General features: G+C 42.1%; 13 protein-coding genes. All 13 read right to left on the reverse strand.

Annotated elements, in window-relative coordinates:
* A partial coding sequence (locus ABW391_RS08050; protein WP_353481335.1) for an MFS transporter occupies positions 1 to 980 on the reverse strand: 980 nt, incomplete at its 3' end.
* Between the two features lie 193 nt (positions 981 to 1,173).
* Positions 1,174 to 2,526, reverse strand: a complete 1,353-nt coding sequence (locus ABW391_RS08055) for a M24 family metallopeptidase (RefSeq protein ID WP_353481336.1) — start codon at positions 2,524 to 2,526, stop codon at positions 1,174 to 1,176.
* Positions 2,527 to 2,560: 34 nt separating this feature from the next.
* Positions 2,561 to 2,752 (reverse strand): DUF4177 domain-containing protein, encoded by a 192-nt coding sequence (locus tag ABW391_RS08060; protein ID WP_353481337.1) that lies wholly within the window; start codon positions 2,750 to 2,752, stop codon positions 2,561 to 2,563.
* Positions 2,753 to 2,857: 105 nt separating this feature from the next.
* Positions 2,858 to 3,742 carry an Rpn family recombination-promoting nuclease/putative transposase gene (locus ABW391_RS08065; RefSeq protein WP_353481338.1) on the reverse strand — a complete coding sequence of 295 codons (885 nt, stop codon included), beginning with the start codon at positions 3,740 to 3,742 and terminating at the stop codon, positions 2,858 to 2,860.
* A gap of 152 nt (positions 3,743 to 3,894) precedes the next feature.
* Positions 3,895 to 4,884: an Rpn family recombination-promoting nuclease/putative transposase gene (locus ABW391_RS08070; RefSeq protein ID WP_353481339.1), complete on the reverse strand. Its 990-nt coding sequence runs from the start codon at positions 4,882 to 4,884 to the stop codon at positions 3,895 to 3,897.
* A 290-nt stretch (positions 4,885 to 5,174) separates the two neighbouring features.
* Entirely contained in the window at positions 5,175 to 5,447 is a 273-nt protein-coding gene (locus ABW391_RS08075) for an energy transducer TonB family protein (RefSeq protein WP_353481340.1), read from the reverse strand.
* Positions 5,444 to 5,806: a hypothetical protein gene (locus tag ABW391_RS08080; protein WP_353481341.1), complete on the reverse strand. Its 363-nt coding sequence runs from the start codon at positions 5,804 to 5,806 to the stop codon at positions 5,444 to 5,446. Before ABW391_RS08080 ends, ABW391_RS08075 begins: the two co-directional genes overlap by 4 nt.
* 219 nt (positions 5,807 to 6,025) lie before the next feature.
* The gene (locus tag ABW391_RS08085; RefSeq protein WP_353481342.1) at positions 6,026 to 6,871 is read right to left on the reverse strand and encodes a hypothetical protein; all 846 of its coding nucleotides are present in this window, start codon (positions 6,869 to 6,871) and stop codon (positions 6,026 to 6,028) included.
* Positions 6,872 to 7,080: 209 nt separating this feature from the next.
* Entirely contained in the window at positions 7,081 to 7,629 is a 549-nt protein-coding gene (locus ABW391_RS08090; protein WP_353481343.1) for a hypothetical protein, read from the reverse strand.
* Positions 7,630 to 7,800: 171 nt separating this feature from the next.
* On the reverse strand, positions 7,801 to 9,177 hold the full coding sequence (locus tag ABW391_RS08095; RefSeq protein ID WP_353481344.1) for a hypothetical protein: 1,377 nt from the start codon (positions 9,175 to 9,177) through the stop codon (positions 7,801 to 7,803).
* Positions 9,178 to 9,262: 85 nt separating this feature from the next.
* Positions 9,263 to 9,685, reverse strand: a complete 423-nt coding sequence (locus ABW391_RS08100) for a hypothetical protein (protein WP_353481345.1) — start codon at positions 9,683 to 9,685, stop codon at positions 9,263 to 9,265.
* 156 nt (positions 9,686 to 9,841) lie between these two features.
* Positions 9,842 to 10,594, reverse strand: coding sequence for a LytR/AlgR family response regulator transcription factor (locus ABW391_RS08105; RefSeq protein WP_353481346.1), 753 nt, complete (start codon positions 10,592 to 10,594; stop codon positions 9,842 to 9,844).
* A 35-nt stretch (positions 10,595 to 10,629) separates the two neighbouring features.
* On the reverse strand, positions 10,630 to 12,591 hold the full coding sequence (locus ABW391_RS08110; RefSeq protein WP_353481347.1) for a tetratricopeptide repeat-containing sensor histidine kinase: 1,962 nt from the start codon (positions 12,589 to 12,591) through the stop codon (positions 10,630 to 10,632).
* Positions 12,592 to 12,729 lie beyond the last annotated feature (138 nt).

Raw genomic sequence — 12,729 nt, forward strand, 5'->3', positions numbered from 1 at the left:
AAGATTTCGCCAAAAGTGACGGCAATCAGGCAGAGTAAAGCAGCCAAAAATTGGTGCGGCGTCCAGTTCAGCAGCACAAATCCAACTCCAATCAGTGCAGCACCCAGCATCACCAGGCTGATTTTATGGTAGCGCCCTTCCAATCTAAACACCAGCGGCATTTCCACCAACGTAATGATGAGACCGTTGCCGGAGATCAAAAGACCAATCATGTTTTCTTTCCAATGCCATTCTTCGCGCAAAAAGACGGGCACCATGCTGAAAAATTGTAAGAATGCAATGGCGTTGAGTGTAATCAGCACATAAAAGAACAAAAACTGCTTGTCTCGATATGGCGAAAGCACTTTTTCGATTGGAACCTGGATCGTTTCAATGGGTTTTGGAGCTATCTTTTTTTCTGGCAAAAAATGCCGAAACAACAACGCTGCGCCGATACAAGTAATCCCATCCACCCAAAACAACCAACGGTAACCAAAGCCATGTGCCAGGATGCCCCCCAAAGCTGGCCCCATACCAAAACCCAGGTTGATGGCCAAACGCACCAGAGACAAGGATCGAATATAATTTTCGGGCTTGCTGTAGGCCGAAATGGAAGCCATATTGGCCGGACGAAAACTTTCGGCCACCACCCCAACCACAAATACCGTAATACAAAGCCCAACCAAACTATGGATGTGCTCCAAAAAAAAGAAAAGCAAACCCGTGGCAAACAAAGACCAAAACATGACCTTGTAGTAGCCAATGCGGTCGCTGAGTCGGCCTCCCATAATGGAACCAATTACCGCGCCAACCCCAAAAGAAGTCAAGACCAAGGCAGCATGAGGTTTGGAAAAACCCAGCTCCAGGGTGAGGTAAACTGCCAAAAAGGGAAAAACCATCGCTCCAGCCCGGTTGATAAAAGAAACCAGGCCAAGCATCCAGACATCACGGCTAAGGCCAGCAAATGAACTAAGGTAGGCATTGAGTGTACGAGTGAGCATAAGTGGTGCATTGTACTGGCGAATCGATATGCCAGTGGACTGATCTGGAGAATCCCTTCGCCAGTACCCTAAACACCTTGATCCAACTGTATGATTTACAGATAAGTTCCTGTCACAACCTGGATCTCCTTATTTATCCACAAATTAAATCCTGGAATAAACCTAGCCTTCACTTTGATGCTTCGATGTTGTTTTATTGCCCCGAATTCGGTTTGGGACGAGGAATCAAGTACAGAATTTTCTGCCGATTGTCTGCGTAGTGAACTTTTTCGCCATCAAATACTGCATTTTGCTCCAGCATGATGCGTACCTCCTTGTTCCATTCGGGCAAAAAGACTTTGTTGTTGAGCTCGATGGCGTAGGTCGTGTTCGGCAAAACGGGGTAATCTCCGGTGCCAGGTACGCCATTTTGCATGTCCCACATCCCGATGGCGGGGCCAGCTGCGTGGCCATGATAGCCAATTGGGTGAGAATAGATTTGCGGATTCAGCCCCTCCCCTTTTGCTTTGCTGATTGTACTGGCCAGGATATCGTTGCCGCTGCGGCCACTGCGAAACTCTCCGGTAAGGATGTCCATCAAGCGCAAGCCCTTCTGATAGGCGTCGAGCAAATAGCGTGGAGGCTCACTTTCACCTGGCTTGAGTACATAGGCATTCTGTTGGGTATCGGTATTCAACCCCAGGTAAGTGATGCCAAAATCGATGTGGACCAAATCTCCAGGTTGGATGACCGCCGCATCGGGTCTTTGGGCAAAACTGCGGTTTTGTTCATTGCCTTTTGGGTCGGCACGTTGTGCATCACAACTGGGGTGAAACCAGGTCTCTAAGCCCAGAGCGCGTACTTTTTCGCGGTAAAACCAGACTACGTCGTCGGTAGTGGTGATGCCGGGTTGGATGACCACTTCAGAAAGCCCTTCGGCGATGATGTCGTGGGCAATGCGGCAAATTTGCTCGTATACGGTGAGCTCCGCAGGTGTGCGGGTTTCCAACCAGTTTACCGCCAGTTTTTCTCCCGAAATCAGGCGTTTTTCGTACTTATTGGCCAGTGATTCGCGGAGTTTTTGATTGTGGTAAGCGGACAATCCATCTGCGTGTCCAAAATTGACGCTGGTATTCACCGCGATGCGTTGCGGGTCGCGCGCTGCAACGAGTTGTGCCAATCGCTTCCACTGATCCGGTTCTTTTTCAGGATCCCAGGCTTTTTTGAAGACTTCGCCTACATCGTAGCGGGCGCAGGCCAAAAACTCCAGCGGCTGCCCTTTTCCTGGATCAAAAACGAGCAGCATGGTAGTGCGGCGGGCCGACAACCAGGTGGCAGGCAACATGGTGCGCAAAACGGGATCTTCGTTGTATTCCCGGGCGATGATCAGCCACATATCGATGCCTTCCTTGCGCATCAATTCAGGCAGCAAGGTCTGGCAGCGGTCTTTCAGCCAGCGGTCTTTCACTACTGCTTGCTCCCGCAAAGAAAGAATTTTCGGGCTTTGCCCACATAAAGCGTAGCATACGCTTATGGCCATTGCCAGGCTTATCATCAGTTTTTTCATACTTCAACTTTTAACAAACTTAAAAATCTACATCCTAAACATAATCCGTCTTTGGCCGCTCAAAGATTAACTCATAGCTCATCTGCATGGATGAACTCATGCTGGTGAAAATTTGCACCAAACGCCAGCCTTCCTCTGCGTGCTCGGCAATGATTGAGGCATAGTCTTCTTTGGGCAGATTGTTCCAGATGTTGGTGCTCAATTTGACAAATTTATACTCAAACATGGTATGTTGTATTGTTAGGGATAAAAAAATGCATCTCGTTATCACTGCCGTTGTGCCAACATTTAGGATGCATGAGAGGCAGTGGATTATTGGGCGACATCAGGTTTATTTTTTTGTCAGACTGTCAAGGATTTGCTGAATTTCTTGTTCAGTTCTTTTCGCGATTTTCGCAATTTTTGAAACCGTAAGACCTTCTTTTGGCATTTCAAGAATAAATTCTATTTCCTTTTCTTCGTATGCTTTTTTTATGATCTCTTTTGTTTCTATTTCTATCGTATGGTTTCGGCTGGCAATACTCATCAGATGGAGCAAATACTTGTCATATGCAACCCGCTCCTTCTCCGGCAGTTTCATGGCGTCCAATTTTTCGTTGGCCTCTTTCAAACCTTTGGCTGAAAAAGAGGGCTTGATTTCGGCGTTCTTCAAAAAGTAAATCCACTCGTCCAGTCTATCGTTTATCCGATTTCTGAATTTACCAGTTTTGATTACCCAGTATTCTGGATAAATCTCGTGGACGCTATTTTTTTGATATACTTCAATCTGCTTGTCTGAAAGCCCAAGAATATCGCCTTTGTGGATGCCTTTGAAAACGGTCGTGCCATGATAAACGTAATCTTTCCCTTGCCCTAAATCAAAGTAGGCAATGGTGATGGATATAACCTTTTTTACTTGAGCGTAGGCAGAGCCCTCCTTGATGTGTTCGGTGATGGCTTTCGATGCCCCGAAAAGCATCCGATGGAAGTAATCGTATTCCTGTGTATTTTGAACTTCGATGATGACAAGCTCTCCTTTTTCGTTTTCTACGAGGATGTCCACTCGGTTGAACTTGTCATCTTCCGTTTCCTTATTGCTTTCGCTATCGAGTATTTGTTTGATTCGTACTTCATCGCTGAGCAATTCAGAAAGGAAGCCTTCTAAAATATCGAAATTGGCTTTGTGGCGAAGCATTTTTTTCATCGCCCAGTCGAAACGAACCAATTTTTTGGCCATCGCGGTTAATTTTTCAACAAAGATAAGCTGTTGTAGGGGGAAAAAGTGGAAATTTTTTGTGTTGTGATTTGGGTTTCAGTGAACGGTTGGATTTTGGCGATCTGCAATTTTCACCATAACAGATATTTCTTCGTCACCAAGGTTGTTTTTTATTATGGTGCTTCGGTATCAATTTTGTGCTTTATTTCAAGCACTTCCGCTATAGACAGGTCATTAATCTCCGCTACTTCTTCTATTGATAGTTTTTTTCGCAGACCCTTTTCTGCCGCCTGATATTTAGCTTTTTGTTCCCCCTCTTCCTTTGCATCTTCAATGTCCTTTTGTAAAGTTTCATTATGGCTGGCTATGCTGCGTTGCTCTTCCAAGAATTTATTGTATTTGCGGCGTTGGGCTGGTGTTAGTTTGCCCACATTTAGTTTTTTCTTGGCTTTTAAGATTCCCTTCGCCGTGAAACCTTCTTTTATCTCGCCTTTTTTGAAAAAATACACCCATTCGTCGAGCGTATCGTTTATTTCTTCATCGAAATCGGCTGCTTTTATAAGATAGTATTCCGGGTAAAGGTCTTGTGGAAGATTCTTGCCGTACAAATCTTGCTGTTCTTCTGAAAGACTTAACACGTCTTTTTCGTGTATGCCAGTAAATACAGTCTGACCATGATAGATGTAATCAGCCCCCTGACCTGCTTCAAAATATACGACACTTACAGAAATTACTTTTTTAATAGTTGAATAAGGTTGACCCTCCTTGATATTCTCGACCAGTGTTTTCGCCGTGCCATAAAGGATGCGTTGAAGATAATCGTACTCCTTATTGTTCTGAATTTCAACGATAATACGCTCGTCCTTGGTATCCTTTACGAGGACATCTACGCGGTTAAATTTATCGTCTTTTGAACTTTTGTTGGCTTCGCTATCAAGTAACTCAATAATGAGGACATTTTCTTTGAGCAATTCGGACAAGAAGCCTTCTAGCATCTCAAAATTGGATTTATCGCGGAGCATGAACTTCACGAACCAATCAAAGCAAACTAATTTTTTTCTTCTGTCATATCGGCCAAAATTTGTTGCAAAAGTACAGAACAATACAAAATGCCAGGCAAAAATCTGCCTACCCTTATTTGATGAAGAATTGGATATAAGCATTTGTCGGACGGGTTTCACGGCCTACCGTTTCGAAGACATGGTCGGCCTGTTTATTCGTGTTAAAACGATCACCATGCCAGGTTGAAGGATAGGACCTTGAATTACCGTTTAGAGATTTTCTTGATCACTACCTTGAAATCAAAGCGCAGAATTCGGATATCATATCCCCACTGGTTTTGGTGGAGGTCTCCTGTGGTTTTACAGCCACACTTTACACTTCCTCCCCCAGGATGGTTGACAACAACTCCCGCGCAATCTCTACCTCCTCAAATAGATAGCAGCCTACCTATTTATTCAAATGGACGGATATTCAAAAGATTGACCATGCAGTTCTCCATATTGCCAATGGTCAAAACAAAGCTTTGTTTGACTTTTAAACCGTTGGAAAACTCTCCTGGCGTCCAATTAGGCATTTTTGCAATAGCCGCAACCAGCATTTCATCAATTTTTGGATCTTTTGATGGCATGGCAACTTGGATATCCGCAACCTGCCCCTGTTCGGTAATGGTGAATTTAATGGCCGTCAAATCATAACCCGTAAAACTTCCTGCTTCAATATTCACAATGCTATTTTTACGCTTACAGCAATATTGCTACTGCGATCAGCCAATCGAATCAGTTCTTTTTGCGCTTGATTCAAGACATCGTTACTGCCCGAAGCCGTTGTTTTTGTTCCATTTTTATATGCTGAAATTTCCACGGAAATGTATTCTTTGACCCATGATGTGGGGTACCGTTTGTCCAAATCCGTAAGAGTGTTTATTTCAGCCAACTTATTTTCCTGAATCGAAATGAATGGTAGAACTTTGTTTACTTCAAATTTCAGCTCATTCTGAGCAAAACTGTTGAAAGCGCATCCGATCGAGAGAAGCACTACCAGTAAAAACTGATTTTTTTTCATACCTGCATTTTTAAAAAGCATTAGGAATGAGGCAAAGATAAGCTGTTTTAGGGCGTAAAAATGGTAAATTTTTGTGTTGAGGTTGTGTTTCAGGGAACGGTTCGATTTACGCCCGTGCCACCGTGCTTTGGCGTTGAGCGTTGGCTTTCGGTGGCATGGGCGTACATCGAACCGTTCGACGATTTTAAATTTATCGAGTTGGAAAAGCTAGTTAACCACCTTACCGATGCCGGTTTTTATTCAATTTTTAATTTTTGAAATCCCGCCGATTTCTGAAAACGGCAGCACGAACTGAGTTACACCATGCACCATTAAAAAGATCTCGCCGGCTTCGTAGTTGAAAAAGATGCCATCTTTGACCAATCCATAGCTTTTCGGCAGGTCAAACTTGAATTCTTCGTCAAATTTGAGCGGCTCCGAACCGTCCGTCGGCTTGAACAAATCCGGGGAAGCGGCCACGAAATTCTTTTCGGCAAGTGCTTTAAACGCGGCTTTGTCGGAGACCAAATCATCCCAAGTCAGTCGTTTGCCAGTCACGCAGTCAAACGTAGCTACGGCCACCGAAACATGGGGGTGATTACCGCCCATGTAGGCATTACCGTCTATTTGCAGGGTGATGTGCTTGCCGTCGTTAAACAGGATTGTGTCTTTTGATTCGACCCGGTAACCGCCTGTCATTACGCTTTCACTTTCTGTTACATCATGCGTGTGGTTGTCGAAAAAGGCTTTGGTGGCGGTTTCGAGGGTGGCGGTTTTGAACTCTTTATCGGTTGAGTTGTAAGGCAGCAATATGAACACCAAATAGCGTGTTGCCCACTCGGCGACGCTTTTTTTCAATGCCTCGCTGCCCGCTTCAATGGTTGGGTACCTGAGTTTGATTTTGGCACAATTCGTGCTCATTTCGGGGTCGTCGCAGTCTTTGCCTTGCGTTTTTTCCATTTTGGCAGTGCCGATGATTGCGGGTTTTTCTGCCGGGGGTGTTGGGTTCGTGCAAGAATGAAAGCATGCCAGCGTGAAAAAGCCGACTGCCGCAAAAAACAGCGGGGAAAAACGAGAGGCGAACGTGAGGAATTGATTTCCGTTCATTTAACATTGAATTTAGAAGTGATGTAATAAGTTATTGAGCCTTCGGAAGTTTGAAAACTTCCGAAGGCTTGGTTTACGTCATTTTGCTGCGGCAGCAACACAACCAAAGTTGGTCAGAAGCCATTTGCCATTTTCCAATTTTTAACCAATAGTGCGGCGCAAATCACCATTTGAATGATGTGTTTCATATGCAATACTTTGCACATTAACTATTCACAAAAAATCCTAGAAATCAACCATTTGCCGTTCTCTTTGACCAATTCAAACTTTTTGGCCGTATAATCCTCTAAATCCAGAATTGCTGTAACTTTTTCAGTACCTAAACCTTGGACTTCCACCGGCGCCGTTGTCAAAAGCTTGAAATCCTCAATCTCCTGCGAACACAAGAAAAGATTGTAATCATAACCACTAAGCGGTTCTTCATCTGAGTTTTCATTTTTCCAGGTGGTTGCCTCAAGATTCTTGAACTTAGCCCGCTCAGCGTCAATATATAATTGACTGAAGTAGCCACTTTTTGCGATAATTGCAAAATACTTGTCAAATTTTACATTGTCAATCGTTGTGGGTAGGCCACCCTTGACAAATATGATACTCGACATGCCATCCGCACCAGTCTCATACCATTTGTAAAAATTGTGAACAGCATCCGTGATAGCCGCTAGTTCAGCCTGAGGATCACCTGGCGCATTATTTTTAGGTGCTTCTTGACAAGCAGAAAAAGATGCCAATGCAAGGCAAATAACAAATAATTTTCTCATTTTCTATTTATTACACGGTTAAGAAAATTCACATACGCTGGTACAAGTTTGGAGACTTGTACCAGCGGTAACGCGATATTTTTTGGTTGAGGTTGGAAGACTTGGACTAGCGGGAGTATGTACGGAGAGCTTACAAAGCTCTCCGTACAATTTACTTCCTATAAAAAATGGTTATAGACACAATTGATCAATTAAGGCTTTGATTTCTGCAAAGTTTCGGTCTTGTAGAGGACGAACTTCTGCACCTGTTAGAGCATTTAATAGCCAAATAGCGGTGTCTTTATCACCAGCCGTCCATTGTGCAAGCGGTTTGGAAACATAATTTGTATTGCACGCTTTGCAATTAGTCTTTTTTGAAATACCGTATTCTCCTGTTTGTGCGCCAGCAGTGTAACTCAATTTACCAGTAGCAATACTACCTGCCATTTTAATAGTAGTACCTGAGCCGAATGGTCCTTCTATCGTCAAGTTATTAGATGTACCTGACCAGGTGAATACGCCTGTATTAGTCCCGTTTGTTTGCTTGTAGCTTGCTTTACCACCTGCTTCAAAAGTGAGTGTCATTAAAATTGCCGCCATTTTGGTTTCTACAAGATACCATTTAGTGCCAATCAAAGGTACTTCTGGTGCTGCTGCACCGACATTAAAACCAGCTGATGAAAATGCACCACTTGTTGGAACAATTTGGCCATCAGGTGTGCGTATTTGCACATAAAGATAATAAGAGCCGTCTTTGAGCTTTGATGAATTAGCCAACCACTCACGTGCAATATTAAAAATGTCCTTGCCTGTAACGTTGAAATTTTGGCTTGCCCCTTTATTTACAGCTGGTAAATTACCTGGCATATCGCCAATTTTTACAAAATTAGTTAAAGGTTGATTAGTCGTATTTGAAGGAGCCGCATAAAAATCAATAGATACAAAACCCGGTGCTGGGGTTGTATAGTTCGATGAACTAAGATTTTTGATAGAAAAACTAACAGGTGCAAATGCTTGATTTGTAGCAGGTGCCCGTACAGCAGTTAGATTTTCAACCTTCAGAACACTTACTCCAGCATTGCCTACTACAAAACCAATTGGTGCAAAAGCGCCTTTTGCGGGAGCTATCAGACTGTTTGACTGTGACTGGCGTACTTGTACATAAAGGAAGTAAAAGCCGTCTTTGACCTTTGAAGCATTAGCCGACCACTCACGTGCAATATTAGAAACGTCAGTGCCTGCAACAGTAAAATTTAGATTACCGCCTGGATTTAATGTCCCCACTTTCGCGGGCATATCACCTACTTTTATGAAATTGCTCAAATACTGATCAGGTGAATTTGAAGGTGCTACATAAACATCAATAGATACAAAACCATTACCTGGTATGACAATGGGATTTGCTGAAGGATTCTGAATCGAAAATGATACGGAAGTCCATTTTTGATTGGTAGCAGGTGCGTATGTCGCAGACAAACCTTTTGTTACCAATCCATCTGAATTTTGTGCATTTGAATTAAATGCAAACAATACTGCTGCTAAAAGCGAAAGAAGAAAATACTTTCTCATAGGAAAATGATTTTAAAGTGTTTGAAAAATGAATGATTGATTTAGACTTAACCTATTGACGACAAAATACTTAGAGGCATAAACCTCATTGTTTTTTAGTCATCGTTAAGGGTTTTAGTTTTTTTCCACCTGCGGTGTTGGCATAAAAACCTGTACCCGTACTACCCGTTATTTTGCCGTAAAAAGTTTCGATTTTTTTTACGCCATTGACGAATTGTTCCAAAGTGATTGACCAGTTGCCTTTGCCATCTTCCGACCACCTGAAATTCGCCAACTTATTATCGGGCATCAACACATTGCCTTTATTGCCAGTATCGCCAAATATGAAATTGTAGGGTTTGGCAGATATAGCAGGTACGGTCACGTTCCATGTTGTTCCAGATAAAGACTGGGCTTTTATATTTTGTATGGACAATAGGCACAATAAAATGCCGAACATCCATATTTTCTTTTTGCCTGTTTTCATGAAAAAATTGAAATGAAGAATGTCAATGTTCTCTTGTATCATGATTCAAATTTAGAAGAAAAAAAACAGGCTGAAAATTAATGGGACGGTTGACAGAAGAGGTGGGACGGTTGGTAGAACCAGAGGGACGGTTGGTAAAATAAGGTGAACGGTTGGTAGAATCAGATAAGTGGTTGGCAGAGATTGACGGGGAGTAACTCAAGAATAAAACGTTAAATGCTTCAGCACATCGTCTTTAAATCCGCGACTAATGGGGATTTCCGATGCACCAATTGTTAAGAAATTCGCACCAATTTTATCTATACACCGCTTATTCACGATGAAAGAGCGATGCGTTTGGATGAAATATGCTTCGGGCAGCGTCTTTTGGAAATCAGTTAGCGTAGAGCGAATGATTTGGCTGCTCCCTGCAAGGTACAATTCGAGATAGTTTTTGTACGCCTGTATATATTGAATGTCTTTAATCGTAATTTTTTTGAAAACCAGATTGTCTTTCACAAAAATCGTATCGGTAAGTTGCAAAACCGAATGGCGATCGGGTTGGTGCTCGGATGCACGGTGTTCACGTCGTTGTTCATTAAAATTGGTCAGTGCGATTTCAATCGTGGTATAAATATCGGCTTGTGTGAATGGTTTTACCAAATAACCGTAGGGGTGGGTGCCTGCTGCGGTTTTCACCGTTGCGCTGTCACTGAAGGCTGTCAAAAAAACAAAAGGGATTTTGTATTTTTTCTGAATTTGTTCCGCTACCCATATGCCATTTTTATCGCCTTTGATGTTGATGTCGAGCATCGCAAAGTCGGTTTCGCCTTTTTCCAATATTTCTATGGCTTCATCGGCGGACATGGCATCGCCTGATACTTCATACCCGCTCTCTTCTAAATAGTCGCGAAGCAAGTCCAAGGTAACAAACTCATCTTCGACAATGAGAATGCGAACATTCTTGTCCATTATATTCTATTTTTCAATTCAAAAAATGTTGATAATCAAGCAACTTGCTTGATGCAACAAATCGTAAATGTAGTTCCTTCCGTACTTGAGGTAAAATCCAGTTTACCATCCAATTGCCGTACCAAACCCCGTACCAAATTTATACCTAAAGACTTTGTCTTATCGATATCAAAATTTTGGGGCAAGCCCACGCCATTGTCTTGTACATCCAAAACCATTTCATTGGCCATTTGGCGGAAACGGATTTGGATTTCGCCCTTGGTGCGGTCTTTGAATGCATATTTATAACAATTGGTTATCAATTCATTTAAAATCAAACCCAAAGGAATGGCCGTATCAATATCCAACACCGAGTCGTCCACATCTAATTTTAAGGCAATATCTTGAAACTCGCTTTTCTGCGATTTTTCGATGTTTCTGGTGAGCGTTTCCAGGTAAGATTTTATTTGGATGGTGGTTAAATTATCCGATTGATACAAATTTTCATGCACCAAAGCGATGGAAAACACCCGGTCTTGCCCTTCTTTCATCAGTTTGCGGGTTGTTTCATCCCAGGTTTGACGGGATTGTTTGTCGAATAAACCCGATATAACTTGTAGATTGTTTTTTATCCGATGGTGAATTTCTCTCAACATGTTTTCTTTTTCGCCAAGCGATTGTTCAAGCAATGTTTTTTGTTTGGTAATGGTTTGATTGTCTTTTTTGATGCGGCGGAAGACCACAAAGGCGATGGCACCAAAAAGCACTAAGGTAATGAGCGCCAAATTGCGAAGGCGTTCTTGCAAACGGTTTTCTGCTTCTGCCGATTGGATTTGTGAAAGATAACTATCCGCTTTTACCCTGGATTCTATTTGCCAGAGTTTACGTTTATCGTTGCGGCGTTCGAGACTGTCTTGCAGTTCGCCAACCAATTTCATATAGCGAAATGCATTGGTGTAGTCCTTTTTCGCTTCGTAATAATTGACGTAGTTTTGATATAGCTTTAAAGGTTTGAAGTAATTGGCTTCTGTTGATAAAGGAATATACGTTTTGAAAAATTCAACTTTTTTGAGCAAAGGCTCGACTTCATTTAATTTCCCCAATTTCAACTTTATTTTTATTAAAACGTACAAAGCATCAAAGGCAGCAACTACTTTTTCAGGGTTATTGATGTCCTCTTGGGCTTTATATTTGGCATATCCTCTATCCGCATACTTTTCGCCCTTTTCAAAATTGCCCATCTCAAACAGATACAGCGCAATATCTAATGAAGACAAGCCTTGCCAAAAAATGTTGTGCCAAAGGCGATCTGCGTCGTATTGATTCAGGTTTAAATCATATATTTTCTCTGCGTAAGCGATTGCTTTGGGGTAGTTTTTAGCATCGGCATAAATGGATTGAATCAGATTTAAAATCAAAGTGTGGATATGTGGGCTGCTATACAACTTTGGCTTATTCAAATTTTCTGCCTCTAATAAACATTCTAAAGCCTTATCATAATCGCCCAAAGCATAAAAATTACCCCCTATTTGTAGTAAAATTTGGTCAATAGAATAGGGTCTAAAATTGTCAATACCTAAGCGTTTTATTTTTTCAAAACAGTGAATAAAAGCTGAATAGACTTGTTGCTCGCTTAATTTTTTGCTGCCAAAATCGTCGAAGGCTATGTGGTATTGAGCAACGACTGATTCTATGTCTAAACCTCTTTTTGCAGCAGCATTGCTCATGTTTTCAAGGATTTTTGGAAACATTTCGTCATTAAAAACTTTAAACTGCTGCGCAAATCGCATATACTGAAAATGCCAAAAGAAGAGCGTTTTATCGTCTTTTTTAGCTTCAATAACAGGTAAAATAGCCTCATAAGCGGGTTTGTCCATTTTCACAACGTTGCTATCCGCTAAAAAAGCGAAGCGCTGCGCTGTTGTAGTGAGCTTACGGAATGCTTCAACACTCTGGGCTTGTTGTGCAGAAATAACCGATGCTGTAAATAGAAAAATGAGCACTGCAAACTGCTTCATGCGATCGGGCTTTGTTTAAAATAGAATTAAAACATGAGTCATCCCGAATTTGGCTTTTCAAAAATTCGGGATGACTCATGTTTCTTTTTTTATTCACAACTAATCTTAGCAATAAGCCATTTTCCGTTTTCTTTGACC

It is taken from the genome of Haliscomenobacter sp., from assembly GCF_040403615.1.
GTDB lineage: Bacteria > Bacteroidota > Bacteroidia > Chitinophagales > Saprospiraceae > Haliscomenobacter.

Bases quoted from the DNA above. Each gene is read 5' to 3' on its own strand.
- ABW391_RS08105 (WP_353481346.1), bottom strand. From the start codon at position 10,594: ATGGACAAGAATGTTCGCATTCTCATTGTCGAAGATGAGTTTGTTACC.
- ABW391_RS08060 (WP_353481337.1), bottom strand. From the start codon at position 2,752: ATGTTTGAGTATAAATTTGTCAAATTGAGCACCAACATCTGGAACAAT.
- ABW391_RS08100 (WP_353481345.1), bottom strand. From the start codon at position 9,685: ATGATACAAGAGAACATTGACATTCTTCATTTCAATTTTTTCATGAAA.
- ABW391_RS08065 (WP_353481338.1), bottom strand. From the start codon at position 3,742: ATGGCCAAAAAATTGGTTCGTTTCGACTGGGCGATGAAAAAAATGCTT.
- ABW391_RS08055 (WP_353481336.1), bottom strand. From the start codon at position 2,526: ATGAAAAAACTGATGATAAGCCTGGCAATGGCCATAAGCGTATGCTAC.
- ABW391_RS08110 (WP_353481347.1), bottom strand. From the start codon at position 12,591: ATGAAGCAGTTTGCAGTGCTCATTTTTCTATTTACAGCATCGGTTATT.
- ABW391_RS08070 (WP_353481339.1), bottom strand. From the start codon at position 4,884: ATGCTTATATCCAATTCTTCATCAAATAAGGGTAGGCAGATTTTTGCC.
- ABW391_RS08095 (WP_353481344.1), bottom strand. From the start codon at position 9,177: ATGAGAAAGTATTTTCTTCTTTCGCTTTTAGCAGCAGTATTGTTTGCA.
- ABW391_RS08085 (WP_353481342.1), bottom strand. From the start codon at position 6,871: ATGAACGGAAATCAATTCCTCACGTTCGCCTCTCGTTTTTCCCCGCTG.
- ABW391_RS08080 (WP_353481341.1), bottom strand. From the start codon at position 5,806: ATGCTTTTTAAAAATGCAGGTATGAAAAAAAATCAGTTTTTACTGGTA.
- ABW391_RS08090 (WP_353481343.1), bottom strand. From the start codon at position 7,629: ATGAGAAAATTATTTGTTATTTGCCTTGCATTGGCATCTTTTTCTGCT.